This is a genomic window from Sphingomonas phyllosphaerae (assembly GCF_036946485.1).
GTDB lineage: Bacteria > Pseudomonadota > Alphaproteobacteria > Sphingomonadales > Sphingomonadaceae > Sphingomonas > Sphingomonas phyllosphaerae_E.
In genome coordinates, this window is the sequence record NZ_JAQIJA010000005.1 from 636,391 (window position 1) to 661,793 (window position 25,403).

The following is a 25,403-nucleotide window of genomic DNA, read 5'->3' on the forward strand; positions in this document are numbered from 1 at the left end:
GAGAACATATAAAGAACATAGCGCGCGAAGTCAATAAAAAGGCCGACTCTTCGCGTCGAAGAGCCGGCTCGAATAATAAAGAAACAATATAGTCGGCAGATTCAAGCGCCTTACCGGTCGCGCCGCCCCAGCAAGCGCAGCCGCAGCGCGTTGAGCTTGATGAAGCCCGCCGCGTCGCGCTGGTCGTACGCGCCCTGATCGTCCTCGAACGTCACGACCTTTTCCGAGTACAACGAATTCGGCGACTTGCGCCCGGTCACATGGGCCGCGCCCTTGTAGAGCTTAAGCCGGACGGTCCCCGCCACCTTCTCCTGCGAATGGTCGACCGCCGCCTGCAGCATCTCGCGCTCGGGCGAGAACCAGAAGCCGTTATAGACCAGCTCGGCATAACGCGGCGCGAGTTCGTCCTTCAGGTGCGCGGCGCCGCGGTCGAGCGTCAGCTGCTCGATCGCGCGGTGCGCCAGCGCATAGATCGTCCCGCCCGGCGTCTCGTACATGCCGCGGCTCTTCATCCCGACGAAGCGGTTCTCGACCAGATCGAGCCGGCCGATGCCGTGCTTGCGTCCCAGCTCGTTGAGCTTGGCCAGCAGCGACGCCGGGCTGAGCGCCTCGCCATTGACCGCGACGCCGTCGCCACGTTCGAAATCGATCGTGATCGTCTCCGGCTGGTCGGGGGCGTCCTCCGGATTGACGGTGCGCGAGAAGACGTAATCGGGCACCTCGTCCCACGGATCCTCCAGCACCTTGCCCTCCGAGGAGGTGTGCAGCAGGTTCGCGTCGGTCGAGAACGGCGCCTCGCCGCGCTTGTCCTTGCTGACCGGGATCTGGTGCGATTCGGCGAACTCGATCAGCCGGGTGCGGCTGGTCAGGTCCCACTCGCGCCACGGCGCGATCACCTTGATATCCGGGTTGAGCGCATAATAGCCCAGCTCGAAGCGGACCTGATCGTTGCCCTTGCCGGTCGCGCCGTGGCTGACCGCATCGGCATTCACCAGCTTGGCGATCTCGATCTGGCGCTTGGCGATCAGCGGCCGCGCGATCGAGGTGCCCAGCAGGTACAGCCCCTCGTAGAGGGCATTGGCGCGCATCATCGGGAAGACGTAATCCTTGACGAACTCCTCGCGCAGGTCGTCGATGAAGATGTGCTCGGGCTTGATCCCCATCAGCTCGGCCTTGGCGCGCGCCGGCTCCAGCTCCTCGCCCTGTCCGAGATCGGCGGTGAAGGTGACGACCTCGCAGCCATATTCGGTCTGGAGCCATTTCAGGATCACGCTGGTATCCAGCCCCCCGGAATAGGCGAGAACGACACGCTTGATCTGATCGGTCATGGGCAAGGCTCCTTCTTGCGCGGGCCGCTACGCGCTCGCGCGCGCAAGGGCAACCGTCTTGCCGACCCGCGCCGCGCCGTTCAGCGCGGGTAAAAGCGGCCCGCGGCAGGCGGGGCGGTATGAAGCATCATCTCACCCTCGCCGCCGCGCTCGTCGCCCTGCTGTCGCTGCCGGCGCTGACCGTCACCGCGCTGGGTCAGGAAACGCGCGCCTCCGCCACCGCCAAGCTCGATCGGGAATTTGCCGCGTCCGACACGAACAAGGACGGCTTCCTCTCGCCCGCCGAGATCGAGGCGCGGATGGGGAAGATGAAGGTCGGCCCGGGCAAGACGCTCGACGCCACCCATGCGAAACGCGTCGCGGCGCTGTTCCTCGCGCGCGCCGACACCAACAAGGACGGCAAGGTCAGCAAGGCCGAGTCGAATGCGCTGATGGGCGCGGTGTTCAACGCCTATGACAAGAACGGCGACGGCAAGGTCGACGGCACCGAAGCCGCCCGCGCAAGAGCGGCTGCCAAGGGCGCGGCGCAGGGCAAGGCGGCGCCGAAGCGGTAGGAAATTGTCGTCGCCCCGGACTTGATCCGGGGCCCCGCTTCTTCTTGTCCGCCGCTAGATCCCCCGCAAGCGCCGCTCTTCCTCGAACATGTAATCGCGCGTCAGCGGCAGCGCGAGGCGGTCGCGGCTGAACTGGATCTGGTAATTGACCAGCGGCCCGTTGGTGAACGACACGATCGCGCCGGCCAGATAATAGGTCCACATTCGGTGGAAGCGTTCGTCGTACAGCGCGACGATCTGGTCGTGCGCCGCCACCGTCCGCTGGTACCAGTCGCGCAGCGTCATCGCATAATGCATCCGCAGCACCTCGATGTCGGTGACGAACCAGCGGATATATTCGTTCGCCTTCAGCACCTCCGACAGCGCCGGGATGTAGCCGCCGGGGAAGATGTACTTGTCGGTGAACTTGTCGGTAAAATTCGGCCCGTCGCCGCGCCCGATCGTGTGGAGCAGCATCACGCCGTCCGGGGTCAGCAGATCGCGGCACTTGTTGAGATAGGTGCGGAAGTTGCGCAGCCCGACATGCTCGAACATGCCGACCGACACGATCCGGTCGAACGGCCCCTCCAGCGCGCGATAGTCGATCAGCTCGAAGCGCACCTTGTCGGCGACCCCGGCCTCCTCCGCACGGCGCTTCGCGACCTTCAGCTGCTCTTCCGACAGCGTGATCCCCAGCACCTCGGCGCCAGTCTTCGCGTGGATATACAGCGCCATCCCGCCCCAGCCGCAGCCGATGTCGAGCACGCGCATCCCCGGCCGGATGGCGAGCTTGGCGACGATATGCGCCTTCTTGTCGGCCTGCGCCTGTTCCAGCGGGTTGGCCGGATCGGTGTAATAGGCGCAGCTGTACTGCTTATCGACGTCGAGGAAGAGGTCGTAGAGCCGGTCGGACAGGTCGTAATGGTGCGCGACGTTGCGCTTCGACTGGAGCGCCTTGTTTGCGGTCAGGAAACGATGGCGGATCTGCCCGCCGAGCCGCCTGAGCGGGCTGGCGGCGAGCTTGTTGCTGCCATTCTCCCAGCGGCTGTTGCTGGTGGCCAGCATCAGCAGGTCGAGGATATCGCCCTCCTCGACGATCAGCCGCCCGTCCATGAACGCCTCGGCGACGCCCAACGCGGGGTCGGCGGCGATCTCGCGATAGACCTTGGTGTCGGTGATGCGGAACGACACCGGCTTCAGCGCGGGATCGTCCTGCCCGAAGGTCGCGACCGATCCGTCGGGCTTGGTGAGGGTGAGGCGGCCGCGCTGGATGGCGCGGCGGAGGAAAACGTCGATCAATGCCATAAGCACCTGCTAAACCCAGCCTTGGGCGATGCGCAACCGGCGAGGCATTGCGCAGGGTTGCCTCGCCTTCTAGGCAGCGCCCATGCGCTACGTCAGCACCCGCGGGAACGCGCCCGCGCTCGACTTCGCGGGCGTCACGCTCGCCGGCCTCGCCTCCGATGGCGGGCTGTACGTGCCTGAAATCTGGCCGACCCTGTCGCCCGACGAGATCGGCGGGCTGAAGGGCCTGTCCTATGTCGACACCGCCGTGGCGGTGATGGCGCCGTTCGTCGAGGGCACGCTGACCCGCGAGGAACTGCGCGGGCTGTGCGACGCGGCCTATCGCGCGTTCAGCCATGATGCGGTGACCCCGCTGGTGCAGCTCGATCACGATCAATGGCTGCTGGAGCTGTTCCACGGCCCGACGCTGGCGTTCAAGGACGTCGCGCTGCAATTGCTGGGGCATCTGTTCGAGCGGTTCCTGAAGGGCACCGACCAGCATCTGACGATCGTCGGCGCGACCAGCGGCGACACCGGCTCGGCGGCGATCGACGCGGTGGCGGGGCGCAGCGGCGTCGACATCTTCATGCTCCACCCCGAAGGCCGGGTGAGCGAGGTGCAGCGCCGCCAGATGACCACCGTCGGCGCCCCCAACGTGCATAACATCGCGATCCGCGGCGACTTCGACACCGCGCAGGCGCTGGTGAAGGCGATGTTCAACGACACGTCGTTCGCCGGCCGCTTCCGGCTGTCGGCGGTCAATTCGATCAACTGGGCGCGGTTGATGGCGCAGGTCGTCTATTATTTCTACGCCGCGGTCCGGCTCGGCGCGCCCGCGAAGCCGGTGGCGTTCAGCGTCCCGACCGGCAATTTCGGCGACGTCTTCGCGGGCTATGTCGCGGCGAAGATGGGGCTGCCGGTCGCGAAGCTGGTCGTGGCGACCAACGTCAACGACATCCTCGCGCGCGCACTGGCGAACGGCGATTATTCGAGCCGCACGGTCGTCCCGACCCCGACGCCGTCGATGGACATCCAGGTGTCGAGCAATTTCGAGCGGCTGCTGTTCGACCTCGGCGGGCGCGACGGCGCGGCGCTGGCCGACCAGATGCGCAGCTTCGAGGATGCGCGCAGCATCCGCCTGACCAATGCGCAGACGCAAGGCGCCGCGCCGCTGTTCGTCGGCGAGCGCGTCGACACCGACGAGATGGCGCTGGCGATGCGCCACGCGCACGAGCGCGCCGGGCAGATCGTCGACCCGCACACCGCGATCGCGTTGGCCGCCGCGCACCGCCACGCCGCCGAGGGCGTGCCGATGGTGACGCTGGCGACCGCGCATCCCGCGAAGTTCGGCGACGCGGTGGAGCGCGCCACCGGGGTCCGCCCGCCGCTGCCGCCGCGCGTCGGCGACCTGTTCGAGCGCGAGGAACGGTTCGTGACGCTCGACGCCACCTATGAGGCGGTGAGCGGCTATGTGGCGCAGCACGCGGTGCCGCGCGGCTGATGGAGCTGTCGACTCTCATCGGCGAGCCGTGGGCCGACTACGGGCTGGTCGACTCGGGCCACGGCCGCAAGCTCGAACGCTACGGCCGCTTCCGCTTCATCCGCCCCGAACCGCAGGCGCTCTGGGCGCCCGCCAAGCCCGACTGGCGCGCGCAGGGCGAGTTCGTGCCCGGCAGCGACGAGGATGGCGGCGGGCAATGGCATTTCGCCGAGCCCGTCCCGCGCGACGGCTGGCCGCTGGCGTGGAGCGAGGGCGACGCGCGGGTGAAGTTCACTGCGCAGACCACGCCGTTCCGCCATCTCGGCTTCTTCCCCGACATGGCGCCGGTCTGGTCGTGGATGCGCGGACGGATCGCCGGCATGACGGAGCCGGAGTGCCTCAACCTGTTCGGCTATACCGGGGCCGGCACGCTGGCGCTGTCGGCGGTCGGCGCGAAGATGGTGCATGTCGACGCCTCGAAGAAGTCGGTCGAGGCGGCGCGCGGCAATGCGGCGCTCTCCGGGCTCGCCGACGCGCCGGTGCGCTGGATCATCGACGACGCCGCCAAGTTCGTCGCGCGCGAGGTGCGGCGCGGGCGGCGCTATGACGGCATCCTGCTCGACCCGCCCAAATACGGGCGCGGGCCGGATGGCGAGGTGTGGCGGCTGGAAGAACATCTGCCGGGGCTCATCGCCGATTGCCGGCGCTTGCTCGATGCCGAGTCGCGCTATCTGTTCCTGACCGTCTATGCGGTGCGGATGTCGGCGCTGGCGATCGGCGAGATGCTGCGACAGGCGTTCGCGGACCTGCCGGGAACGGTCGAGGCGGGCGAACTCGCGGTACGCGAGGAAGCGCGCGGGCTGGCGCTGCCGACCGCGATCTGGGCGCGCTGGTCGCGGTAGAATTGTTCACGCGGAGACGCGGAGGTGTTTCGTTCGGCGGGACGTCACGCCCGCCAACTTCTTGGTTCGCGCAGAGCACGCCGAGGACGCGGAGAGACGGTGCCCGCGGTGACGGTCCGCGGCAGCAACAACCATCCCTATTGAGGGAAGCGAGAGCCTGCCTGCGGCGCTACCCCTCTGCGCCCTCTGCGTGCTCTGCGCGAACCAATTATTCCAGAGCCCGACCGAAACCTCCGCGCCTCCGCGCGAACCTACTCCACCCCTGCCCGCATCGCCGCGCCCGCGACGACCGGCGCGCCCGCCACCAGCACCAGACTGACCGCCGCCAGCAGCTTCAACCCGCTCGCCCCGCCCTCGATCGCGCCCGCGCCGAAGATCAGCAGCGGCACCGCCAGCGGCAGCATCACCAGCCCCGCGACCGCCCCTGCCCCGCGCAGCCCCGCGACCAGCGCGCCGGTCGCGACCGCCAACGCGGCCAGCCCCGGCGTGCCAAGCAGCAGCCCCGCCTCCACCAGCAACAACCGCTCCCCCGACAAATCGAGCAGGCCCGCCGCGATCACCGCCGCCAGCATCAGCGGCGGCGCGAACGCGCACCAATGCGCCGCGATCTTCACCGCCGCGACCATCGTCGGCGACACGCCGCGCACCATCAACTGGTCGAGCACCCCCGCCTCCAGATCGGGCTGCACCAGCCGCTCGACCGGCAACAGCGCGGCCAGCAACGCCGCCGCCCAGATCACCCCGCCGCCGACCCGCGCCAGCAACGCCGCATCGGGCCCGATCGCGAACGGAAACAACACCGCCACCAACAGGAAGAACGCGATCACCAACGTCGCGCCGCCACCGGCATAGCCACGCCGCACGTCGCGCCAGAACAGGCCCATCATAGCGCCACCGCCACGGCATCGGGCAAGGCCAACGGCTGATGCGTGGTGACCACCACCGCGCCGCCGCCGCCGCGATGCCCCTCGATCAACCCCTCCAGCCGCATCACCGCCGCCACGTCCAGCCCGCTAGCGGGTTCGTCGAGCAACCACAGATCCGCGCCGCTCGCCACCACCCGCGCCAGCGCAGCGCGACGGCGCTGACCGGTCGACAGCATCCGCACCGGCACGTCGGCTAGGTCGCCGAGGTCCACGGCCGCCAGCGCCGCGGCGACGCGCACCCCGGCCGAGGCGCGCCCATCGAGCGCCGCCCAGAACCCGAGCGCGTCGACCAGCCGCCGCTCGGTATCGAGCGCGGCGGCCTCCCCCATCCAGGCGACGCTCCCGTCGCGCGTGACGATGCCCGCGGCGGGGGCGAGCAATCCGGCAAATACCCGAAGCAGGCTCGACTTGCCCGCGCCGTTCGCGCCGGTCACCAGCAACGCCCCGCCGCGTGCGACGTCGATGTCCAGTTCGTCCACCAACACGCGTCCGCCGCGCGCGACGGTCAGCGCGCGCGCGACCAGCAGGCTCAATCCGCCACCGCCGCTTCCAGCGCGTGCATGTCGTCATCGGACAGGCCGAAATGGTGCCCGATTTCGTGGATCGTGACATGCGCGACCAGATCGTCGAGCCGCACCCCCGTCTCGCACCATTCGGCGAGGATCGCCTGTCGGTACAGATGGATGCGATCGGGCAACGCCCCGCTGTCGAACGCGCTTTTCTGACCGATCGGCTGCCCATGGTACAGGCCGGTGAGGTCGAGCGGATGCTCCAGCCCCAAGGCGGCGAGCGTTTCCGCGTCCGCCTCTTCCTCGACCAGCAGCACCACGTCGCCCAGATGCGCTCGGAATTCGGCCGGCAGCCGCGCGATCGCGCGCCGCGCCTGTGTCTCGATCGCCGCCGCGGACGGCGCTTCGCCCATTGCCTCTTGCCGGTCCATGTCCCCCGCCATACCGCTCGCCCGACCATTGCGGAAGGGAGACGGACATGGCGGAAACGATCGAGCCGCTGAGCGAGGCCGAACGGGTCGATGCGCTCGATGCGCTGCCCGATTGGGATTACGACGAGGGGCGCGATGCGATCACGCGTTCGATCGTGTTCACCGACTTCGCCGAAGCATTCGGGTTCATGACGCAAGTCGCGCTGCTCGCCGAGCGCGCCGATCATCATCCCGAATGGAGCAACGTCTGGAACCGGGTGGAAATCCTGCTGACCACGCATGATGCCGGCGGACTTTCCGGGCGCGACATCGAACTGGCGACCGCGATCGACGCGATCCTCGGTGGATGAAGCCGATCCGACACTGATCGTCATCAATATGATTCATCGGAACGCAAGGCGGCGTTTGTCCGTCTACGTTGCCCTATGCCGGCACCCGACACACCGATGTTCCGCTGGACGCATCATGCGCAGGCGGAACTGGAATCCCTCCTGCACGACCATATCGCCGACCGCGCCTTCCCGTGCGTCGGCGCCAAGGCGGCGATGGCGCGCGGCACGCTGAACGTGCTGGCGTGCACCAGTATCGACAGCGCGTGGGACGATCTGCGCATCCACGACGGGCTGGTGAAGTTCGCCGCCGCCTATCGCGAGGATCCGACGCTGTTCCGCAGCTTCGCGGTGGTGTTCGACGGCCCGGACGATCTGGACGAACCCGCGTTCGAGAAAGCGCTGTGGCAGCGCATCCAGTCGCTGTCCGACAAGGACGTCTGGCGCGGTCAGCAATACGATACGCGCGTCAGCCACGATCCGGCCGATTCGCATTTCTCGCTGAGCTTCGGCGGCGAGGCGTTCTTCGTCGTCGGGCTCCACCCACACGCATCGCGCCCCGCGCGCCGCTTCGCGCGCCCGACGCTGGTCTTCAACCTCCACGACCAGTTCGAGACGCTGCGCGCCGATGGCCGCTACGAAACGATGCGCGAGGCGATCATGGTCCGCGACGAGGCGATCGCCGGCTCGCGCAACCCGATGCTCGCGCGTCATGGGGAGGCGAGCGAGGCGCGGCAATATAGCGGGCGCGTCGTCGACGAGGCGTGGCGCTGCCCGTTTCATTATGCCGGCAAGGATGCGGGCGAGACGCACCCATGACCGGCGTCGTCCATGAGATCGCGCCCCGCAGCGGTGCGGGGTTCACGCTGGCGGCCGGGCAGACGTTGACCGTCATCGATCCGCGCGGCGTGCAGGTTGCCGATCTGCTCGCCTACAATGCCGCCGATGTGCGCGAGGTGCTGTCGTCGGGACGGACGCTCGATTATGCCGAGACGATCCGGCTGACGACCGGGCACAGGCTCTACTCGAATCGCTCGAACGTGCTGCTGGAGATCGTCGAGGACACGGTCGGCCGGCACGACTTCCTGCTGACGCCGTGCTCCTACGCGACCTTCGACCATTTCTATCCCGATCTGCCCCGACACCGCGGCTGCTTCGGCAATCTCGCCGAAGCGCTGGCGCCATGGGGCATCACCGAGGACATGATTCCGGTCGCGTTCAACTGCTTCATGAACGTGCCGGTCGACGGCTCGACCGGTCGGCTGGAGGTGTTGCCGCCGGTCAGCAAGGCCGGCGACCGGATCGTGCTGCGCGCGGCGATGGATCTGGTGATCGGCCTGACCGCCTGCTCCGCCCCCGCATCGAACGGGGGCAGCTTCAAGCCGATCCATTATTGCGTCGAATAGCGCAGCTCGCGTTGCTCGGCCTCGGCCGCGCGCTCGGCATAACGCGCGGCGAGATCGAGGTGGAGGCGGCGGATCGCCTCCTCGCACGCGGCGCGTGCACGCTGCCGTTCTTCGACGACGCGTCGATGGAAATAGGCGATATCGCTGGTGGCAGACATGACCGATGCTCCTGACCCGAGGGATGACGGTACGCGCTCAACTGCGCCGATTGTGCGCCCGGGCAGGCGGCATGGCCTTCATCTCGATCAAGTCGGCGCTGGCGGAATCGTACAAAGCCGATGATGTGGGTGAATGACGATCACGCATCCCTTTGACCGCGTCACGCCCGACTCGCAGCGCACGCCCCATGCGCGCGCGGTGATCGCGGAGTCGCCGATCGCGATCGAGGTGAACGGCATCGGCTATGCCGTGATGATGGCGACTCCGCAGGACGTCGCCGACTTCGCGACCGGCTTCGCGCTCGCCGAGCGGATCGTCACGACAGCCGGCGAGATCGAGTCGCTGGACTGCCATCATACGCCGCAAGGCACGATCGTCCGGCTGACGGTGCCTTCCGCGCGCGCCGTCGCGGTGCTGGAGCGGGTGCGGCGACGGACCAGCGATAGTTCGTGCGGGCTGTGCGGCATGGACAATCTCGACGCGGTCCACCGCGCGCTGCCGGTCGTGCCCGCCGCCGATGTCGAGCCGGCGGCGATCTTCGCCGCGCTCACCGCGATGCGCGCGCACCAGCCGCTCAACCGCGCCACCGGTGCCGCGCACGCCGCCATGCTGTGTGCGCCGGACGGCACGATCCGCATCGCACGCGAGGACGTCGGCCGGCACAATGCGTTCGACAAGCTGATCGGCGCGATGGCGCGGCAGCAAATCGGCTGGGACGGCGGCTTTGCCCTGCTGTCGTCGCGCTGCTCCTACGAGCTGGTCGAGAAAGCCGCGCTGGCGGCGTGCCCGATGCTGGTGACGGTATCGGCGGCGACCAGCCTCGCGCTCGACCGCGCCGCCGCCGCCGGGCTGACGCTCGTGTCGCTGGCGCGCGACGATGCGGTGCTTTTCTCCGATCCCGTGCGTTGAGGCGCACATGACCGAGCAGCACGACGATCGCCCCGATTTCACTCCTTATGATGGTCCCTCGGGCGGCTGGGGGTCGGTCCGCTCGCTGGCCGACATCATCCCGCGTGAGAAGAACATCGCGCAGACCTCCGCCGAGCTGCTGCGCCAGAACAAGCACGACGGCTTCGCCTGCGTCAGCTGCGCCTGGTCGAAGCCCTATCCCCCGCACCCCGCCGAATTCTGCGAGAACGGCGCGAAGGCGACCGCGTGGGAGATCACCAGCCAGCGCGTCACCCCGGACTTCTTCCGCCAGCACACGCTGACCGAGTTGCGCGGCTGGAGCGACTATCGGCTGGAAGAGGCCGGGCGGCTGACCCATCCGATGAAATATGATCCGGCCAGCGACAAATATGTCGTCGCGCCATGGGAGGAAGCGTTCAAGGCAATCGGTGCGCGGCTCAAGGTGCTGCCGCCCAAGTCGGTGGTCTTCTACGCCTCCGGCCGCGCCAGCCTCGAAACCTCGTTCATGTGGCAGTTGATGGCGCGGCTCTACGGCAGCCAGAACCTGCCCGACAGTTCGAACATGTGCCACGAATCGACCTCGGTCGGGCTCAAGACCTCGATCGGCGTGCCGGTCGGCACGACCAAGCTGGAGGATTTCGACACCACCGACTGCATCCTGCACTTCGGCCAGAACGTCGCGACCAACAGCCCGCGGATGCTCCACCAACTGCGCGACGTCCACAAGCGCGACGCGGACATCATCGTCTTCAACCCGCTCAAGGAACGCGGGCTGGAGCGCTTCACCGATCCGCAGAACCCGATCGAGATGGCGACCGGCAGGGAGACGCCGATCGCCACCCAATATCATCAGGTGAAGGCCGGCGGCGACATCGCGGTGATGATGGGCATCGCCAAATGGCTGCTCGCCCACGACGCGATCGACCATGACTTCATCGCCGAACACACCCACGATTTCGCGCCCTTCGCCGCCAAGGTGCAGGCAACCGCGTGGGACGAGATCGAGCGCGAGTCGGGCCTGACCCGCGCTGCGATCGAGCGCGCCGCCGCCGCTTACGGCCGCGCCAAGTCCGCGATGGCGATCTACGGCATGGGGCTGACGCAGCATGTGAAGGGCGTCGACAACGTCCGGATGCTCGTCAACCTGATGCTGATGCGCGGCAACATCGGCAAGCCGGGCGCGGGCCTGTGCCCGGTGCGCGGCCACAGCAACGTCCAGGGGCAGCGCACCGTCGGCATCACCGAGAAGACCGAACTCGCGCCCGTCGAGAAGCTGAAGGAACGCTACGGCTTCTCGCCCCCGACCGAAAAGGGGCTCGATACGGTCGAGGCGTGCCGCGGGATCATCGACGGCACGGTCAAGGCGTTCCTCTCGCTCGGCGGCAATTTCGCGCGCGCGGTGCCCGAAACCGAACTGGTCGAGGACGGCTGGGCGCGGATGGACCTGTCGGTGCAGATCGCGACCAAGCTCAACCGCAGCCACCTGATCCCCGCCGCAGGCGACACCTGGCTGCTGCCGTGCCTCGGCCGGATCGAGCGCGACCTGCAGGCGACCGGCCCGCAGCGCGTGACCGTCGAGGATTCGACCAGCGTCATCCACCCGTCGCTCGGCAAGGTCGAGCCGGCCAGCCCGCATCTGCTGTCCGAACCCGCGATCGTCGCCGGGATCGCGCAATCGTTCCTGCCCCCCAATCCCGCGATCGACTGGGACAAATGGGTCGGCGACTACAGCCTGATCCGCGACGAGATCGCCGCGGTCTTCCCGCACTTCTTCGCGCGCTTCAACGAGCGGTTGCAGGAGAAGGGCGGCTTCTGGAAGGGCAACAAGGCCGCCGGGCGCGAATGGGATACCGAGAGCGGCAAGGCCGAGTTCCTCGTCCCCGACGTGCTCAACGCCACCGGCTTCACCGAGGCGGACGGCCGCTTCCGCCTGCTGACGCTGCGTTCGAACGACCAGTTCAACACCACGATCTACGGCTATTCGGACCGCTTCCGCGGCATCAACGGCACGCGGCAGGTGGTGCTGATGAACCGCGCCGACATCGCGCGCGCCGGCCTCACCGCCGGGCAGAAGGTGACGCTGGCGACGGATGCGGAGGACAACCACGATCGCCGCGTGGGTGACCTGATCGTCGTCGAATATGACGTGCCGGACGGCTGCATCGCGGCGTACTATCCGGAGTGCAACCCGCTGATCCCGCTGTCACACCACGCCGAGGAAAGCCACGTTCCGGCGGCGAAGTCGGTGCCGGTGCGGATCGTCATATAGCCCTCTCCCCCTTGGGGAGAGGGTTGGGTGAGGGGCAGGTGCCTCGCAGAGAGGCCAGTCTCGGTGAGACCCCAACCCCTCACCCCAGCCCTCTCCCCGGAGGGGAGAGGGAGCACCGCCAATCACCCGGCATAATTATGCGACAAATCACCGATAGCGCCACGAATGCCGCCGAACGTCACGCGCGGCTGGGGTAACACATGCGTCTCTCGTTCCTTCTGCTGGCCTCCACCGCGTCGCTCCCGGCCTACGCCCAACAGGCCGCCGCGCCGCCGCCGCCCGCGCAGGCCGGTGTGCAGGCCCCGACGACGCCCCCCGCCGACACCGAAAACGAAGAGGAAGGCAGCGAGGACATCGTCGTCACCGGTTCCCGCGCGCAACGCGGCGCGGTGATCGGCGACGTCACGCCCGAGGAGCAATTGTCCCCCGCCGACATCCGCAGCTACGGCGTCAGCTCGGTCACCGAATTGCTCAACGAACTGTCGCCGCAGACCCGCTCCGGGCGCGGCGCGGGCGGCGCGCCGGTGGTGCTGCTCAACGGGCGGCGCATCTCGGGCTTTCAGGAAATCCGCGACTTGCCGACCGAGGCAATCCAGCGCGTCGACATCCTGCCCGAGGAGGTCGCGCTCAAATACGGCTATCGCGCCGATCAGCGCGTCGTGAACTTCGTGCTGCGCCGCCGCTTCAAGGCGGTCACCGCCGAGGTCGAGGACCGGTTCGCGACCGAGGGCGGACGCAACACGCCGGGCGGCGAACTCGATCTGCTCCGCATCCGCAACGACAAGCGCGTCAACCTGCACCTCGAATACAGCCGGCCCGGCGCGCTGACCGAGTCCGAGCGCGACATCATCCAGGCGCCCAACGCCGCGGCGGTCGGCGGCAACGTCTCGTCGCTCAACCGCGGCGCGATCGACCCGCTGTTCGGCAACGCCACGACGCTCGGCATCCCCGCGCGCGCCGCGACACAGGCGCCGCTGCTCGGCGATTTTACCACCACCCGCAACGTCACCGATCAGGCCGCCTATCGCACGCTCCTGCCGCAGCAGCGCACGTTCAGCGCCAACGGCACCTATGCGACGACGATCTTCGGCAACGTCTCGGCGTCGCTGAACGCGACCGTCGACCATAATGTCACGCGCGCGCTGCGCGGGCTGGCCGAGGTCGACCTCGACCTGCCAGTCGGCAGCCCGTACTCGCCGTTCGCGGTGCCGGTGCGCGTGACCCGCGCGTTCGACGACGTCCCCGCGCTGACGCAGCGCGCCGAGACCACCAACCTGCACCTCGGCGGCACGCTCAACGGTGATCGCGGGCAATGGCGCTGGTCGCTGACCGGCAACGTCGACCGAGACGAGAGCAACACGGTGACGACCACCGGACTCGATGCCAGTGCCTTGCAGGCCAGCATCGACGCCTTCGATCCGCTCGCCAACCCCTATGCGCCGCTATCGCTGGGCGCGCTTCCGGCCGATCGCGGCCGCTCGGTCGCGACCAGCGCCGGGCTCGACGCATTGGTCGCCGGGCCGTTGTTCCTGCTCCCCGCCGGTTACGCCAACACCAGCATCCGCGTCGGTGCCTCGACGAGCGACTTCACCAGCGACTCGTTCCGGCGCGGCGTGGCGAGCGCCGCCGACATCGGACGCGACGTCGCCAATGCGCAGATCAACCTCGACTTGCCGATCGCCAACAAGGCGCAGGGCGTGCTCAGCGCGCTCGGGCGGCTGTCGATCAACGGCAATCTCGCGGTCGACCAGCTTTCCGACTTCGGGACCTTGTGGACGCTCGGCTATGGCGCGAACTGGATGCCGATCGACGGCATCCGGCTGCTCGTCTCGGTCACGGATCAGGACGAGGCGCCCTCCGCGCAACAGCTCGGCAACCCGACCGTGACGACGCCGGGCGTGCGCGTCTTCGACTATGTGCGCGGCACCACCGCCACCGTCACCACCGTCACCGGCGGCAACCCGAACCTGATCGCCGACAATCGCCACGCGCTGAAGGCCGGGCTCGACATCAAGCCGTGGAGCAATCAGCAGATCAACTTCCGCGCCGACTACACGCGGCAGACCACCGACGATCCGATCGCCGCCTTCCCCAGCGCGACCGCCGCGATCGAGGCAGCCTTTCCCGACCGCTTCACCCGCGACGCCGGCGGCAACCTGCTGCGGATCGACTCGCGCCCGATCAATTTCGCGCGCAGCGAGACGTCGCAGCTGCGCTACGGCGTCAACCTGTCATTCCGCATCAAGTCCGAGCTGCAGAAGAAGATCGAGGCGTTCCGCGCCGGCACCGGCCCCAATCCCTTCGAAGGGCTGCGCCCGCCCGGCGGTGAACGCCGCCCCGACCGCCCGCCGCAGGATCGCACCCGGCCGGACGGCAGCGCGATGAACGGCGGCCGCCCCGACGCGGGCGGCGGCGCCCCGGGCGGCCCGCCCGGCGGTGGTGGCGGCGGCTTCCGCGGCCGAAGCGGCGGTGGCGGTGGTCAGGCCGGCGGTCGCGTCCAATTCGCGCTCTATCACACCTGGCACCTCACCGAGCGGGTGACGATCGCCGACGGCGGACGCGTGCTCGACCTGCTCAACGGCGATGCGATCGGCGCGGCGGGCGGACAGGCGCGGCATGAGCTGGAGGGGCAGGCCGGCTATACCAACAACGGGCTCGGCGCGCGGCTGTCGGTCAATTACCAGAGCGGCACGCGCGTCAACGGCGGCACCGCCGCCACGCCGGAGACGCTCGAATTCGGTGGGCTCGCCACCGCCAACCTGCGGCTGTTCGCCGATCTCGGCGGCAACATCGACTGGGTGCGCGCGCACCCGTGGATGCGCGGCGCGCGCGTCAGCGTCCAGTTCGACAATCTCTTCAACACCCGCCGCGACGTCCGCGACCAGAACGGCACGGTGCCGATCGGCTTCCAGCCCGATTACCTCGACCCAGTCGGCCGCACGATCCGCGTCTCGTTCCGCAAGCTGTTCTTCTAGGACCGTCGCCCCTGCGCAGGCAGGGGCCCATGTCTGTAGAGTATTACGGTCGGCCGCCCCCAAATCCGACGCCGCGGTGTCCCTCACAACCCGATCCGCCCCGCCAGCCACCGCGCCGCCGCCTCCGGCGTCTGCTTGTCACGATCCCGGTCGACCCGGTAATTCGCCTCGCGCATCGCCGCGACCGGGATGCGCCCGATCAACGGCCGCAGCGCATTGAGGAACCGCGCATCCTCCCTATGCCCGGGCGCGACCAGCACGATCGCGTCATAGCCGGGGATCGCATGGCGCGGATCGCCAAGCACCGTCAGCCGATCCGCCGCGATGCGCCCGTCCGACGAGAAGGCGCTGATGACGTCGGCGCGCCCGCTCTCCAACGCCCGGTACATGAAGGTCGGCGCATAAGGCGTCGCGCTGGCGAAGCGCAGCGGATACGCCCGCCGGATCGCCGCCCATTCCGGCCGGTCGAGGAACTCCAGATCGGCCCCGAACCGCAGCCGCGGCGCGACCCGTACCAGATCGTCGAGCGTCGCGACCCCGCGCCGCTGCGCATCGTCCCCGCGCATCGCGAACGCATAGGCATTCTCGAACCCGAGCGACCCCAGCAGAGTCACGCCGCGCGACTTCTGCGTCCATTCCGCGATCCCGCGCAGCTGTTTCGCGCGCGCAGGCGTGTCCGTACGGTGCATTTCGGCGGTCCACAGCGTCCCCGCATAGTCGACATAGACATCGATCTCGCCCCCCGCGACCGCCGCGAACGCCACCGCCGAGCCCAAGCCGTCACGATAGCTGACCTGATAGCCCGCCTTCGTGAGCCGATCGCCGATCAACCGCGCCAGAATGTACTGCTCGGAGAAATTCTTCGCCCCCACGACGACCCGCCGCTCGCCACCGGAGCGCCACAACGGCGTCGCAGCCGCCACCGTGGCCACCACGAGCAGCACCAAAGCCGCCCCGGCACGTCGCCAACGCCGCGCGCCGGCCGCCCGCTCCGCGACCCCGAGCAGCAGGTCGACCCCTAGCGCCAGCCCCGCCGCACCGACGCACCCCGCGATCACCAGCGTCCACGCCTGCGTCTGCAGCCCCGCAAAGATCAGGTCGCCGAGACTCGGTTGCCCGACGGTGGTCGACAACGTCGCCGCCCCGATCGTCCACACCGCCGCGGTCCGCACCCCCGCCATCGCGATCGGCAGCACCAGCGGCAGCTCGACCAGCCGCAGCTTCTGCGCGCGCGTCATCCCGATCCCGTCCGCCGCCTCCAGCACCGCCGGATCAAGGCCTTGTAATCCGGTGACGATGTTCCGCACGATCGGCAGCAGCGCATACAGCGTTAACGCGAGCAGCGCGGGCAGGAACCCAAGCGCCGGCACGCCATGTCCGATCCACAGCAACGCCGGATAGAAAAGCGCGAGCAACGCAAGGCTCGGGATCGTCTGCACCAGACTCGCGAACCCCAGCACCACCCCCGCCAGCCGCGGCGCCCGCGCGGCGCGGATCGCGACCGGCACGCCGATCAGGAGCGCCAGCGCGAGCGCCGCCATCGCGAGCAGCAGATGCTGCGCGGCGAGCGCCGGCACGCGGGCGAAGGCGTCGCTCATGTCGACAGCGCCGCCAGCCGCGCCGCCTGTTCGCGCGGCACCGCCACCAGCGCCTGCGCCGCCGCGCCGCCCGCCCCGGCGAGCAAGGCGGCGGGCGGCTCGTCCGCGACCACCTGCCCGCGCGCCATGACGATCACGCGCGTCGCGAGCAGCAGCGCCTCGGCCATGTCGTGCGTCACCATGATCGTGGTCAGCGCCAGTTCGTCGTGAAGCCGCCGCACCGCGCCCGCCAGCGACTCGCGCGTCACCGGATCGAGCGCGCCGAACGGCTCGTCCATCAGCAGCAGCCCCGGCCGCGTCACCAGCGCGCGCGCCACCCCGACACGTTGGCGCTGCCCCCCGGACAACTCGGCCGGCATCCGCGTGGCGACGTCGCGCGGCAGCTCGACGAGGTCGAGCATCGCCATGGCGCGCGTGACATCGGGCGTGCCCGCCAGCCGCAGCGGCAGCGCGATATTCTCCGCGACGCTCAGATGCGGGAACAGCCCGACATCCTGAAACACATAGCCGATCCGCCGCCGCAGCGCCGGCGCCGGCGCGTCGGCGACGTCGCGATCGTCGAGCAACACGCGGCCGTTGTCCGGCGTCACCAGCCGGTTGACGGTCTTGAGCAAGGTCGATTTCCCCGACCCCGACGCCCCGACCAGCGCAACGAACGTCCCCGCCGCGATCGTCAGCGACACGCCGTCGATCGCCGCGGCATCGCCGTAGCGCTTGCCGACCTGCTCGAAGGCGACCGCCGGTCCGGACGAAAGTGCTGGCATCGTCGTCGGTGATGCGGGAAGCGTGCGCAGGTAACAAGCATTAAGGCGGGAGAGCGGAATGAAGGCGATGCTGGTCACCGGCGGCGGCTCGGGCATCGGGCGCGCGGTGGCGCAATTGTTCAGCGCGCGCGGCTGGCGCATCGGGCTCGCGGACATCGACGCGCAAGGCCTGCGCGACACCGCCGCGCTGCTCCCCGCCGATCGCACCAGCACGCATGTCATGGACGTGCGCGACCCGTCGGAATGGGAGGAAGTGCTCGCCGATTTCGCGCGGGTCAGCGACGGGCGGCTCGACGTGCTGTTCAACAACGCCGGGATCGCGGCGGGCGGGCCGTTCGCCGAAATCGGCCTCGACGCGATCGACCGCGTGATCGACGTCAACTTCCGCGGCATGACCTATGGCGCGCGTATGGCCTATCCGTATCTGAAGGCGACGCCGGGCGCGTGCCTGCTCAACACCGCCTCGGCCTCGGCGATCTACGGCTCGGCGGGCCTCGCGATCTATTCGGCGACCAAGTTCGCGGTGCGCGGACTGACCGAGGCGCTCGACGGCGAATGGGCGCCGGAGGGCATCCGGGTGCGGTCGCTGATGCCGAGCTTCATCGACACCAACCTGCTGTCCGCCCCGATCCCCGGCACCAAATACACCGCCCGCGATCTGGTCGTGCGCCGCAAGATGGAGTTCACGCCGGTCGAGACCGTCGCCGAAAAGGCATGGGCCGCGGTGCATGGCGACCGCGTGCATACGGTGGTCGGCAAGACCGCAGAGCGGATGGCGTTCGCGGCACGCTGGATGCCCGGCCGGCTGCGCGCGATGATGCGCGGTCGGTAAGCCACTGCCGCCATTCCCTTCCTCCGTCGCCCCGGGCTTGATCCGGGGCCCCGCTTCTTTCCCACGACCGAGTGAGAAGAAGCGGGCTCCCGGGTCAAGCCCGGGATGACGGGTGCAAAAATCAGACGCGCATCGGCATCAGCACGTACAGCGCCGGGCTCTTGTCATTCTCGCGGATCAGCGTCGGCGCGGCGGCGTCGGCGAGGTGGACCTCGACCAGATCGGTCCCGATCTGCCCGAGAATGTCCATCAAATACCGGCTGTTGAAGCCGATCTCGAACGGTGCCGCCGCATATTCGCCCGGCACTTCCTCGGCCGCGGTGCCGTTTTCGGGGCTGGTGACCGACAGTGTGATCTTGTCGCGATCCAGCGCCATCTTCACCGCACGGGTCTTTTCGGTTGCGATCGTCGAGACGCGATCGACGCCCTGCATGAAGCTCTTCGGATCGAGCTTCAGGATCTTGTCGTTGCCGGTCGGGATCACGCGGCTGTAATCGGGGAAGGTGCCGTCGATCAGCTTCGAGGTCAGGATCGCCTGCCCCAGATCGAAGCGGATCTTGGTGCCCGACAGCGACACGCCAACCGAGCCATCGACCTCGTCGAGCAGCTTGCGCAGCTCGGCGATGCACTTCCGCGGCACGATCACGTCCGGCATCCCGGCCGCGCCTTCGGGCTGGTCGACCGTGACGCGCGCGAGGCGGTGGCCATCGGTCGCCGCGGCCTTCAGCACACCCTCCGCGACATGCAGGAAGATGCCGTTGAGATAGTAACGCGTCTCTTCGGTCGAGATCGCGAAGCGCGTCTTGTCGATGATCTGCTTGAGCGTCTCGGCGGGCAGCTCGAACTGGGTCGGCAGCTCACCCTCGGCAATCACCGGGAAGTCATCGCGCGGCAGCGTACCGAGCGAGAAGCGCGCGCGCCCCGCCACGATCGTCATCCGCCCCTCGGCGGCGGTCAGCGACACCTGTGCGCCCTCAGGCAGCTTGCGCGCGATGTCGAACAACGTATGCGCGGAGACGGTGGTCGCGCCGGGCTGGTCGACCGCAGCCGCGACGCTCTCGTTGATCTGCAAATCGAGGTCGGTCGCCATCAACCGCAACTGCCCCTCGGCGGTCGCCTCCAGCAGCACGTTCGACAGGATCGGGATGGTGTTGCGCCGCTCCACCACCGACTGGACGTGGCTCAGCCCCTTCAGCAGCGTCGCGCGTTCGATCGTCGCCTTCATCGTCACTTCCCCCGGCCCGCAGGTCACTCACCAGGGGCAATTGGCCGAGTCTCCCTAGCCAAAAAGAAAGGGCGGGAGCAAGCGCCCCCGCCCCTTCCGGCTCCCTCAGGTGAGAGAAATCAGAAGCGGATGCCGACACCCGCCATCAACTGATGCCGATCGAGATCGATGTCATAGCCATCGATGTCGCCGTAATGCGAATAACGATATTCGGCGGTGACGAACGAAGTCGGGGTCAGCTTGTACTCAAGCCCCGCGCCCAGCCGGAAACCGTCGAGATTGGTCTTGTCGACCAGTTCGTTCTCCGACGTGGTGGTCGCCTGATAGCGGCTTTCGATGCGCGCGTTGGTGTAGCCGGCCTTGCCGTAGATCATCGCCTGCGGCGAAATCACATAGCCCAGCCGTCCGCCGACATACAGGTCGCGCCCCGCCTCGACCGAAAAACGATCGCCCGCGGTCAGCGCATTGTAGCTGCGCGCCTTGGTCGTCGAATCGGTGATCTCGCCGTCGATGCCGTACAGCAGGTTGCCGCGCTGGAAATCATAGCCGATGCGACCGCCGTAGGCGAAACCCTGGCGTCCTTCCGAATCGCCGTCGCCGCCGTCCTGCACATTGTCATAGCCGGCCAGCACCTCGACACGGCCGCCCTCGAACGAGCCGTTCGCCGGGCCATCCTGCGCCATCGCCGGGGTCGCCGCGGCCACCGCCAGAACTGCCATCGCTAGCTTACGCATGTCTCACTCCATCTCACTCACCCCGGAACGTTGGGGCGTGAGGGGACAAATACGCGCATCGCCCTGCGTTGCATGAACCTGACATAAACGACGAAACGCGTTGCCATTTCGCCACAGTGGCGCGACACGGCGAAAGCATGACCTCGCTTCTCGCCCTGTTGGCCGCCGCCGCGCTGCGCGAACCGCTGGGCGTGTGGCAACGCTGGGCGGCGGTGCGTGAGACGCCCGGCCCGCATTGCCTGGCGATCGCGCAGCCGCTGCGCCGCGACGGCAGCACCGACCGTCGCGGCGGGTTCGCGCTGGTCGCCGCGCGGCAAGGCCCGGCGCGCGCGCCCTCGGTGCTGTTCCATTTGACACGGCCACGCGGGGAGGGCGCACCGTTGACGCTCGTGATCGGCGATCGGCGGTTTGCTTTAACTGGTGACCGGCAATCTGCGCGCGCCGCCGATCCGGCAACCGATCGCGCGATCGTCGGCGCGATGCGCGGGGCAAACGCGATGACGCTCAGCACGCTCGATGCCGGCGGACGGACGCTGAGCGACACCTATCCGCTGGCAGGGGCGGCAACCGCGATCGACGCCGCGCAACTGGGATGCGCCGCCCGGTAACGCTGGAAAAATGCGCGGACTTGGCCTATGTGCGCGCGATGCTCACAGCCTCGGCCGCTCCCATGCCCATTCCCGGGCACATCGACCCCGTGACCGTGCCGCGCGCCAGCGCGCCGCGCACCGACGGCCGCATCGACCTGATCGGGCTGCCGCGCGACGAATTGCGCCGCGTGCTGGAGGAGGCGGGGCTGGAGCCGCGACAGGCCAAGCTGCGCGCCAAGCAGATCTGGCACTGGATCTACAATCGCGGCGCGACCGACTTCGCGGTGATGACGGACATCGCCAAGGCGCAGCATCCGTGGCTGAGCGAGCGATTCGTGATCGGCCGCCCGCAGGTGGTCGAGGCGCAGGTGTCGACCGACGGCACGCGCAAATGGCTGCTCCGCTCCGAGGACGGGCAGGATTACGAGGCGGTTTTCATCCCCGATGCCGACCGCGGGACGCTGTGCGTGTCGAGCCAGGTCGGCTGCACGCTCAACTGCCGTTTCTGCCACACCGGCACGATGCGGCTGGTCCGCAACCTGACTGCGGGCGAGATCGTCGGGCAGGTGATGCTCGCGCGCGACGCGCTCGGCGAATGGCCGAGCCAGCCCGAGGGGCGGATGCTCACCAACATCGTGATGATGGGCATGGGCGAGCCGCTCTACAATTTCGACGCGGTGCGCGACGCGCTCAAGCTGGTGATGGACGGCGACGGCCTCGCGCTCAGCAAGCGCCGCATTACGCTGTCGACCAGCGGGGTGGTGCCGATGATGGCGCGCGCGGGCGAGGAGATCGGCGTCAATCTCGCGGTGTCGCTCCACGCGGTGACCAAGGACGTCCGCGACGAGATCGTCCCGCTCAACCGCAAATACGGCATCGAGGAATTGCTGCAGGCGTGCGCCGACTATCCCGGCGCCAACAACGCCCGACGCATCACGTTCGAATATGTGATGCTCAAGGACAAGAACGACTCGGATGCCGAGGCGCACGAGCTGGTCCGACTTCTCAAGCAGTACAAGCTGCCCGCCAAGGTCAATCTGATCCCGTTCAACCCGTGGCCGGGCGCGCCCTACGAAACCTCGACGCCCGAGCGGGTGCGCCGGTTCAGCGAGATCGTCTTCGAGGGCGGCATCTCCGCCCCGGTCCGCACCCCGCGCGGGCGCGACATCGACGCGGCGTGCGGCCAGTTGAAGACCGCGGCGGAAAAGAAAAGCCGCGCCGAACTCGACCGGCTGGCGGCGGAGAAGCAGGCCGCGCTTGGTTGATGCCGCCGGCGTGGCGCTCGCCGGCGGGGCGGGCGTCGTCGGGGGCATGATGAACGCACTGGCGGGCGGCGGCACCTTCGCGACGATGCCGGCGCTGCTCGGGCTCGGCACCCCCGCCAATATCGCCAACGCCACCTCCAATCTCGGGCTGATGCCCGGCGGCGCGACCAGCGCGTGGAGCTTCCGCCACGAATTGCAGCCCGTCGGCGGCGTCCCGGTGCGCGTGCTGGCGGCGATCACCTTCGTCGGCGGGCTGCTCGGCAGCGTCCTGCTGGTGGTGACGCCGGGCGCGGCGTTCGATCTGATCGTGCCGTGGCTGCTGCTCGTCGCGTTCGTCGCGATCGTGTTCGGCGCGCGCGCGGCGGACTGGCTGGCGGCGCGGGTGACGATCAGGCCGCGCACGCTGATGGCGGTGCAGGCGGTGCTCGGCACCTATGGCGGCTATTTCGGCGGCGGGGTCGGGATCATGACCACCGCCACCTACGGCCTGCTCGCGGGCACGACGCCGCGCGCGATGTTCGCGCCGCGCACGCTGATGCTGACCGTCGCCAACTTCGCCGCCGCGATCGTGTTCGTCGCGTGCGGGATGATCCGCTGGGACGCGTGCCTGCCGATGCTGGCGGGCGGCGTGCTCGGCGGCTGGCTGGGCGCGATCGTCGGCAAGCGGCTGCCCGCGCTCGTGGTGCGCTGGTGGACGATCCTCGTCACCGGCGCGACGACCGCCGTGTTCTTCGCGCACGCCTATGGGTGACGGCTCACCCGGGCCGGGTCATCTCGAACTTCTCGCCCAGCTCGAAGTAATCGGCCGGCCCACCGCCGCGCAGGATCGGTCGCGCCCGGGCGGTCTGGTAGACGCCATCCTCCAGCAGTGCGGTGTCGATATGGATCGCCACGGCCTCCCCCAACACCAGCCAGCCCGGCACGGCGCCACCGTGCCGGTCCTGAAGCTGGACGATCTGCGTCACCTTGCACTCGAACTGCACCGGGCTGGCGGCGACGCGCGGTGCGGCGACCCGCGCCGACGGCAACGTATCCAGCCCGGCGCGCACGAACTCGTCCTCGTCGGTCATCGCCGATGTCTCGTTCATCGGCACCGCCAGCTCGCGCGTCGCCAGATTCCAGACGAACTCGCCGGTGGCGCGCACATTCGCCAGCGAGTCCTTCGCCCCGTTCGAGCAGAAACCGATGATCGGCGGCCGATAGGAGAAGAGGTTGAAGAAGCTGTACGGCGCCAGATTTCGCCGCCCGTCTGCCGAAACGGTCGCGATCCATCCGATCGGCCGCGGCCCGATGATCGCGTTCAGGGGATCGTGCGACAGGCCATGCCCCTGCGCGGGCTCGTAGAAATGCCATTCGGTCATGGCGCGGCTTCTGCTAGGAAGCGCTGATGGCTGCAACCGTGATCCGACGCCACTGGCTGGCCACCCGCCTCTGGCACTGGATCAATGCGGTCGCGATCTTCATTCTGATCGGGTCGGGGCTGGGCATCTCCAACGCGCATCCGCGGCTTTACTGGGGCCGCTACGGTGCCAATTTCGACCACGCCTGGGCGCAAGTGCCGCGCTTCCCGGCATGGCTGACGATCCCGGCGAACTACAATCTCGCGATCTCACGGCGCTGGCACCTGTTTTTCGCACTGGTGCTCGGCTTCTCGCTGCTCGCCTTCATGATCGTCAGCCTCGTCAATCGCCATTTCCAGCGCGATCTGCGCGTGCGGCGACGTGACGTGAGCGCCGCGCATCTGCTCGCCGACGTACGCGCGCACCTCGTCTTCCGCTTCCACGATCCAGAGGCGCCGGGCGAATACAATGCCTTGCAGAAGCTGAGCTATGTCGCCGTCATCTTTCTCGCGCTGCCGTTGGTGATCTTCACCGGGCTGGCCTTGTCGCCCGGTATGGATGCGGCCTGGCCGTGGCTGCTCGACCTGTTCGGCGGGCGACAATCGGCGCGCTCGCTGCACTTCATCGCGATGGTCGTGATCGCGACCTTCACGGTCGTGCATCTCGTGCTGGTGATCCTTGCCGGCTGGCGCAACGAGGTTCGCTCGATGCTGACCGGCCGCTGGCGGATACCCGAATGATCCGGCGGCGTACCCTGCTCGGCGGTGGTGCCGGGCTGATGCTCGCCGGGTGCGACCGCGTCATCCAGCAGCCGACCGTTCGCTCGATCGTCTTCAAGGGCGAGGACATGCACCGCGCGCTGCAACGCGCGCTGTCGAACCGCGACGCGCTCGCGCCCGAGTTCACGCCCGAGCAGATGTCGCCGCGCTTCCGCACCAACGGCACCCGCGATCCCGGCACGCCCGCTTACGCCGCGCTGCGCGCCGGCCGCTTTGCCGACTGGCGGCTGAGCGTCGACGGACTGGTCGCGCGCCCCTTGTCACTGTCGCTCGCCGATCTCGGGCGCTTCCCACAGCGCGCGCAGATCACCCGTCACGATTGCGTCGAGGGATGGAGCGCGATCGGCAAATGGCAGGGCCCGCGGCTCGGCGACGTGCTCAAGGCGGCGGGGCTGCGCGACGCGGCGCGCTACATCGTCTTCCGCTGCGCCGATCTGTATGGCGGCGCGCCTTATTACGAATCCCTCGACCTGATCGACGCCTTCCACCCGCAGACGATCCTCGCCTGGGCGATGAACGACCGCTTCCTCGACGTCGGCCACGGCGCCCCGCTACGGCTGCGCGTCGAGCGCCACCTGGGGTACAAGCACGCCAAATATCTGATGCAGGTCACCGCGGTCGCCAGCCTCGCCGGGATCGGCAAAGGACGCGGCGGCTATTGGGAAGACAATGTCGATTACGACTGGTGGGCGGGGATCTGAATCCGACGCGGCGCAGCCGCCCTATTCCATCACTGCTTTCCCCTATTCACCGCAAGAGCCCCGCACGAACCCTCTCTGCGCCTCCGCGTCTCTGCGCGAACCATTCTTCTGATCCGCCAGCGCGGGAGCAGTCGC

Annotated in this window: 27 protein-coding genes; 16 read left to right on the forward strand and 11 right to left on the reverse strand. The window is 68.6% G+C overall.

Translation table 11 applies throughout. The features are described from left to right. Positions 1–110 precede the first annotated feature (110 nt). The gene (locus PGN16_RS11605) at positions 111–1,328 is read right to left on the reverse strand and encodes an argininosuccinate synthase (protein WP_335309572.1); all 1,218 of its coding nucleotides are present in this window, start codon (positions 1,326–1,328) and stop codon (positions 111–113) included. Positions 1,329–1,447: 119 nt separating this feature from the next. Between PGN16_RS11605 and PGN16_RS11610 the strand changes: the two genes are divergently transcribed. Then, positions 1,448–1,882, forward strand: coding sequence for an EF-hand domain-containing protein (locus PGN16_RS11610; RefSeq protein WP_335309573.1), 435 nt, complete (start codon positions 1,448–1,450; stop codon positions 1,880–1,882). Between the two features lie 54 nt (positions 1,883–1,936). Here the strand turns inward: PGN16_RS11610 and PGN16_RS11615 are convergent, their stop codons facing one another. Beyond that, positions 1,937–3,166 carry a cyclopropane-fatty-acyl-phospholipid synthase family protein gene (locus tag PGN16_RS11615; protein WP_335309574.1) on the reverse strand — a complete coding sequence of 410 codons (1,230 nt, stop codon included), beginning with the start codon at positions 3,164–3,166 and terminating at the stop codon, positions 1,937–1,939. Between the two features lie 82 nt (positions 3,167–3,248). Here PGN16_RS11615 and thrC point away from each other — a divergent pair, with 82 nt between their 5' ends. Beyond that, complete coding sequence (thrC, locus tag PGN16_RS11620) at positions 3,249–4,646, forward strand: threonine synthase (protein ID WP_335309575.1); 1,398 nt, start codon at positions 3,249–3,251, stop codon at positions 4,644–4,646. Beyond that, positions 4,646–5,527: a class I SAM-dependent methyltransferase gene (locus tag PGN16_RS11625; RefSeq protein WP_335309576.1), complete on the forward strand. Its 882-nt coding sequence runs from the start codon at positions 4,646–4,648 to the stop codon at positions 5,525–5,527. Before thrC ends, PGN16_RS11625 begins: the two co-directional genes overlap by 1 nt. 251 nt (positions 5,528–5,778) lie before the next feature. Here the strand turns inward: PGN16_RS11625 and PGN16_RS11630 are convergent, their stop codons facing one another. From PGN16_RS11630 to PGN16_RS11640, 3 genes are read right to left on the reverse strand one after another with little or no spacing between them, the layout of a single operon-like run. After that, a complete protein-coding gene (locus PGN16_RS11630) occupies positions 5,779–6,414 on the reverse strand; it encodes a heme exporter protein CcmB (protein WP_335309577.1) in 636 nt (211 codons plus the stop codon). Continuing rightward, positions 6,411–6,986, reverse strand: a complete 576-nt coding sequence (ccmA, locus tag PGN16_RS11635) for a heme ABC exporter ATP-binding protein CcmA (protein WP_335309578.1) — start codon at positions 6,984–6,986, stop codon at positions 6,411–6,413. The genes PGN16_RS11630 and ccmA overlap by 4 nt, the downstream gene beginning before the upstream one ends. After that, positions 6,983–7,393 (reverse strand): metallopeptidase family protein, encoded by a 411-nt coding sequence (locus PGN16_RS11640; RefSeq protein WP_335309579.1) that lies wholly within the window; start codon positions 7,391–7,393, stop codon positions 6,983–6,985. The genes ccmA and PGN16_RS11640 overlap by 4 nt, the downstream gene beginning before the upstream one ends. 47 nt (positions 7,394–7,440) lie before the next feature. Here PGN16_RS11640 and PGN16_RS11645 point away from each other — a divergent pair, with 47 nt between their 5' ends. From PGN16_RS11645 to PGN16_RS11655, 3 genes are all read left to right on the forward strand, one after another. Continuing rightward, positions 7,441–7,743: a 4a-hydroxytetrahydrobiopterin dehydratase gene (locus PGN16_RS11645; protein ID WP_028967278.1), complete on the forward strand. Its 303-nt coding sequence runs from the start codon at positions 7,441–7,443 to the stop codon at positions 7,741–7,743. Positions 7,744–7,818: 75 nt separating this feature from the next. Further along, on the forward strand, positions 7,819–8,541 hold the full coding sequence (gntA, locus tag PGN16_RS11650; protein ID WP_335309580.1) for a guanitoxin biosynthesis heme-dependent pre-guanitoxin N-hydroxylase GntA: 723 nt from the start codon (positions 7,819–7,821) through the stop codon (positions 8,539–8,541). Next, the gene (locus PGN16_RS11655) at positions 8,538–9,128 is read left to right on the forward strand and encodes an urea carboxylase-associated family protein (RefSeq protein ID WP_335309581.1); all 591 of its coding nucleotides are present in this window, start codon (positions 8,538–8,540) and stop codon (positions 9,126–9,128) included. Before gntA ends, PGN16_RS11655 begins: the two co-directional genes overlap by 4 nt. Here PGN16_RS11655 and PGN16_RS11660 read toward each other — a convergent pair. Continuing rightward, positions 9,113–9,286 carry a hypothetical protein gene (locus tag PGN16_RS11660; protein WP_335309582.1) on the reverse strand — a complete coding sequence of 58 codons (174 nt, stop codon included), beginning with the start codon at positions 9,284–9,286 and terminating at the stop codon, positions 9,113–9,115. The two genes, PGN16_RS11655 and PGN16_RS11660, sit on opposite strands and share 16 nt — an antisense overlap. Before the next feature lie 5 nt (positions 9,287–9,291). Between PGN16_RS11660 and PGN16_RS11665 the strand changes: the two genes are divergently transcribed. The 4 genes from PGN16_RS11665 (at position 9,292) to PGN16_RS11680 (ending at position 15,440) form a co-directional block, all read left to right on the forward strand. Next, the gene (locus tag PGN16_RS11665; RefSeq protein ID WP_335309583.1) at positions 9,292–9,423 is read left to right on the forward strand and encodes a hypothetical protein; all 132 of its coding nucleotides are present in this window, start codon (positions 9,292–9,294) and stop codon (positions 9,421–9,423) included. After that, a complete protein-coding gene (fdhD, locus tag PGN16_RS11670; RefSeq protein WP_335309584.1) occupies positions 9,420–10,196 on the forward strand; it encodes a formate dehydrogenase accessory sulfurtransferase FdhD in 777 nt (258 codons plus the stop codon). Before PGN16_RS11665 ends, fdhD begins: the two co-directional genes overlap by 4 nt. Before the next feature lie 7 nt (positions 10,197–10,203). After that, a complete protein-coding gene (locus PGN16_RS11675; RefSeq protein ID WP_335309585.1) occupies positions 10,204–12,465 on the forward strand; it encodes an FdhF/YdeP family oxidoreductase in 2,262 nt (753 codons plus the stop codon). Positions 12,466–12,665: 200 nt separating this feature from the next. Then, positions 12,666–15,440, forward strand: a complete 2,775-nt coding sequence (locus PGN16_RS11680) for a TonB-dependent receptor (protein WP_335309586.1) — start codon at positions 12,666–12,668, stop codon at positions 15,438–15,440. An 83-nt stretch (positions 15,441–15,523) separates the two neighbouring features. Here the strand turns inward: PGN16_RS11680 and PGN16_RS11685 are convergent, their stop codons facing one another. Next, on the reverse strand, positions 15,524–17,038 hold the full coding sequence (locus tag PGN16_RS11685) for an ABC transporter permease/substrate-binding protein (protein WP_335309587.1): 1,515 nt from the start codon (positions 17,036–17,038) through the stop codon (positions 15,524–15,526). Then, a complete protein-coding gene (locus PGN16_RS11690) occupies positions 17,035–17,802 on the reverse strand; it encodes an ATP-binding cassette domain-containing protein (protein WP_335309588.1) in 768 nt (255 codons plus the stop codon). Before PGN16_RS11690 ends, PGN16_RS11685 begins: the two co-directional genes overlap by 4 nt. A gap of 58 nt (positions 17,803–17,860) precedes the next feature. Here PGN16_RS11690 and PGN16_RS11695 point away from each other — a divergent pair, with 58 nt between their 5' ends. Beyond that, positions 17,861–18,634: an SDR family oxidoreductase gene (locus PGN16_RS11695; protein ID WP_335309589.1), complete on the forward strand. Its 774-nt coding sequence runs from the start codon at positions 17,861–17,863 to the stop codon at positions 18,632–18,634. Between the two features lie 121 nt (positions 18,635–18,755). On the opposite strand, the gene dnaN is transcribed toward PGN16_RS11695, so the two are convergent. Next, entirely contained in the window at positions 18,756–19,859 is a 1,104-nt protein-coding gene (gene dnaN, locus PGN16_RS11700; protein WP_335309590.1) for a DNA polymerase III subunit beta, read from the reverse strand. 119 nt (positions 19,860–19,978) lie between these two features. Beyond that, positions 19,979–20,593: an outer membrane protein gene (locus PGN16_RS11705; protein ID WP_335309591.1), complete on the reverse strand. Its 615-nt coding sequence runs from the start codon at positions 20,591–20,593 to the stop codon at positions 19,979–19,981. Between the two features lie 137 nt (positions 20,594–20,730). Here PGN16_RS11705 and PGN16_RS11710 point away from each other — a divergent pair, with 137 nt between their 5' ends. From PGN16_RS11710 to PGN16_RS11720, 3 genes are read left to right on the forward strand one after another with little or no spacing between them, the layout of a single operon-like run. Next, entirely contained in the window at positions 20,731–21,201 is a 471-nt protein-coding gene (locus PGN16_RS11710; protein ID WP_335309592.1) for an invasion associated locus B family protein, read from the forward strand. Between the two features lie 38 nt (positions 21,202–21,239). Beyond that, positions 21,240–22,448, forward strand: a complete 1,209-nt coding sequence (rlmN, locus tag PGN16_RS11715) for a 23S rRNA (adenine(2503)-C(2))-methyltransferase RlmN (RefSeq protein WP_335309593.1) — start codon at positions 21,240–21,242, stop codon at positions 22,446–22,448. Further along, complete coding sequence (locus PGN16_RS11720; RefSeq protein WP_335309594.1) at positions 22,441–23,199, forward strand: sulfite exporter TauE/SafE family protein; 759 nt, start codon at positions 22,441–22,443, stop codon at positions 23,197–23,199. Before rlmN ends, PGN16_RS11720 begins: the two co-directional genes overlap by 8 nt. A gap of 4 nt (positions 23,200–23,203) precedes the next feature. On the opposite strand, the gene PGN16_RS11725 is transcribed toward PGN16_RS11720, so the two are convergent. After that, positions 23,204–23,809, reverse strand: a complete 606-nt coding sequence (locus PGN16_RS11725; RefSeq protein ID WP_335309595.1) for a flavin reductase family protein — start codon at positions 23,807–23,809, stop codon at positions 23,204–23,206. Between the two features lie 26 nt (positions 23,810–23,835). Here PGN16_RS11725 and PGN16_RS11730 point away from each other — a divergent pair, with 26 nt between their 5' ends. Both PGN16_RS11730 and PGN16_RS11735 read left to right on the forward strand, forming a co-directional pair. Then, a complete protein-coding gene (locus PGN16_RS11730; protein ID WP_335309596.1) occupies positions 23,836–24,528 on the forward strand; it encodes a cytochrome b/b6 domain-containing protein in 693 nt (230 codons plus the stop codon). After that, complete coding sequence (locus tag PGN16_RS11735; protein ID WP_335309597.1) at positions 24,525–25,268, forward strand: molybdopterin-dependent oxidoreductase; 744 nt, start codon at positions 24,525–24,527, stop codon at positions 25,266–25,268. Before PGN16_RS11730 ends, PGN16_RS11735 begins: the two co-directional genes overlap by 4 nt. The last annotated feature ends 135 nt before the right edge of the window (positions 25,269–25,403 follow it).

Coding starts and splice junctions, on each gene's coding strand:
- PGN16_RS11645 (WP_028967278.1), top strand. CDS start 7,441: ATGGCGGAAACGATCGAGCCGCTGAGCGAGGCCGAACGGGTCGATGCG.
- PGN16_RS11725 (WP_335309595.1), bottom strand. CDS start 23,809: ATGACCGAATGGCATTTCTACGAGCCCGCGCAGGGGCATGGCCTGTCG.
- PGN16_RS11610 (WP_335309573.1), top strand. CDS start 1,448: ATGAAGCATCATCTCACCCTCGCCGCCGCGCTCGTCGCCCTGCTGTCG.
- PGN16_RS11655 (WP_335309581.1), top strand. CDS start 8,538: ATGACCGGCGTCGTCCATGAGATCGCGCCCCGCAGCGGTGCGGGGTTC.
- fdhD (WP_335309584.1), top strand. CDS start 9,420: ATGACGATCACGCATCCCTTTGACCGCGTCACGCCCGACTCGCAGCGC.
- PGN16_RS11660 (WP_335309582.1), bottom strand. CDS start 9,286: ATGTCTGCCACCAGCGATATCGCCTATTTCCATCGACGCGTCGTCGAA.
- PGN16_RS11705 (WP_335309591.1), bottom strand. CDS start 20,593: ATGCGTAAGCTAGCGATGGCAGTTCTGGCGGTGGCCGCGGCGACCCCG.
- PGN16_RS11630 (WP_335309577.1), bottom strand. CDS start 6,414: ATGATGGGCCTGTTCTGGCGCGACGTGCGGCGTGGCTATGCCGGTGGC.
- thrC (WP_335309575.1), top strand. CDS start 3,249: ATGCGCTACGTCAGCACCCGCGGGAACGCGCCCGCGCTCGACTTCGCG.
- PGN16_RS11605 (WP_335309572.1), bottom strand. CDS start 1,328: ATGACCGATCAGATCAAGCGTGTCGTTCTCGCCTATTCCGGGGGGCTG.
- PGN16_RS11695 (WP_335309589.1), top strand. CDS start 17,861: ATGAAGGCGATGCTGGTCACCGGCGGCGGCTCGGGCATCGGGCGCGCG.
- gntA (WP_335309580.1), top strand. CDS start 7,819: ATGCCGGCACCCGACACACCGATGTTCCGCTGGACGCATCATGCGCAG.
- PGN16_RS11680 (WP_335309586.1), top strand. CDS start 12,666: ATGCGTCTCTCGTTCCTTCTGCTGGCCTCCACCGCGTCGCTCCCGGCC.
- PGN16_RS11675 (WP_335309585.1), top strand. CDS start 10,204: ATGACCGAGCAGCACGACGATCGCCCCGATTTCACTCCTTATGATGGT.
- dnaN (WP_335309590.1), bottom strand. CDS start 19,859: ATGAAGGCGACGATCGAACGCGCGACGCTGCTGAAGGGGCTGAGCCAC.
- PGN16_RS11685 (WP_335309587.1), bottom strand. CDS start 17,038: ATGAGCGACGCCTTCGCCCGCGTGCCGGCGCTCGCCGCGCAGCATCTG.
- PGN16_RS11640 (WP_335309579.1), bottom strand. CDS start 7,393: ATGGACCGGCAAGAGGCAATGGGCGAAGCGCCGTCCGCGGCGGCGATC.
- PGN16_RS11690 (WP_335309588.1), bottom strand. CDS start 17,802: ATGCCAGCACTTTCGTCCGGACCGGCGGTCGCCTTCGAGCAGGTCGGC.
- PGN16_RS11665 (WP_335309583.1), top strand. CDS start 9,292: ATGCTCCTGACCCGAGGGATGACGGTACGCGCTCAACTGCGCCGATTG.
- PGN16_RS11730 (WP_335309596.1), top strand. CDS start 23,836: ATGGCTGCAACCGTGATCCGACGCCACTGGCTGGCCACCCGCCTCTGG.
- rlmN (WP_335309593.1), top strand. CDS start 21,240: ATGCTCACAGCCTCGGCCGCTCCCATGCCCATTCCCGGGCACATCGAC.
- PGN16_RS11615 (WP_335309574.1), bottom strand. CDS start 3,166: ATGGCATTGATCGACGTTTTCCTCCGCCGCGCCATCCAGCGCGGCCGC.
- PGN16_RS11735 (WP_335309597.1), top strand. CDS start 24,525: ATGATCCGGCGGCGTACCCTGCTCGGCGGTGGTGCCGGGCTGATGCTC.
- PGN16_RS11710 (WP_335309592.1), top strand. CDS start 20,731: ATGACCTCGCTTCTCGCCCTGTTGGCCGCCGCCGCGCTGCGCGAACCG.
- PGN16_RS11625 (WP_335309576.1), top strand. CDS start 4,646: ATGGAGCTGTCGACTCTCATCGGCGAGCCGTGGGCCGACTACGGGCTG.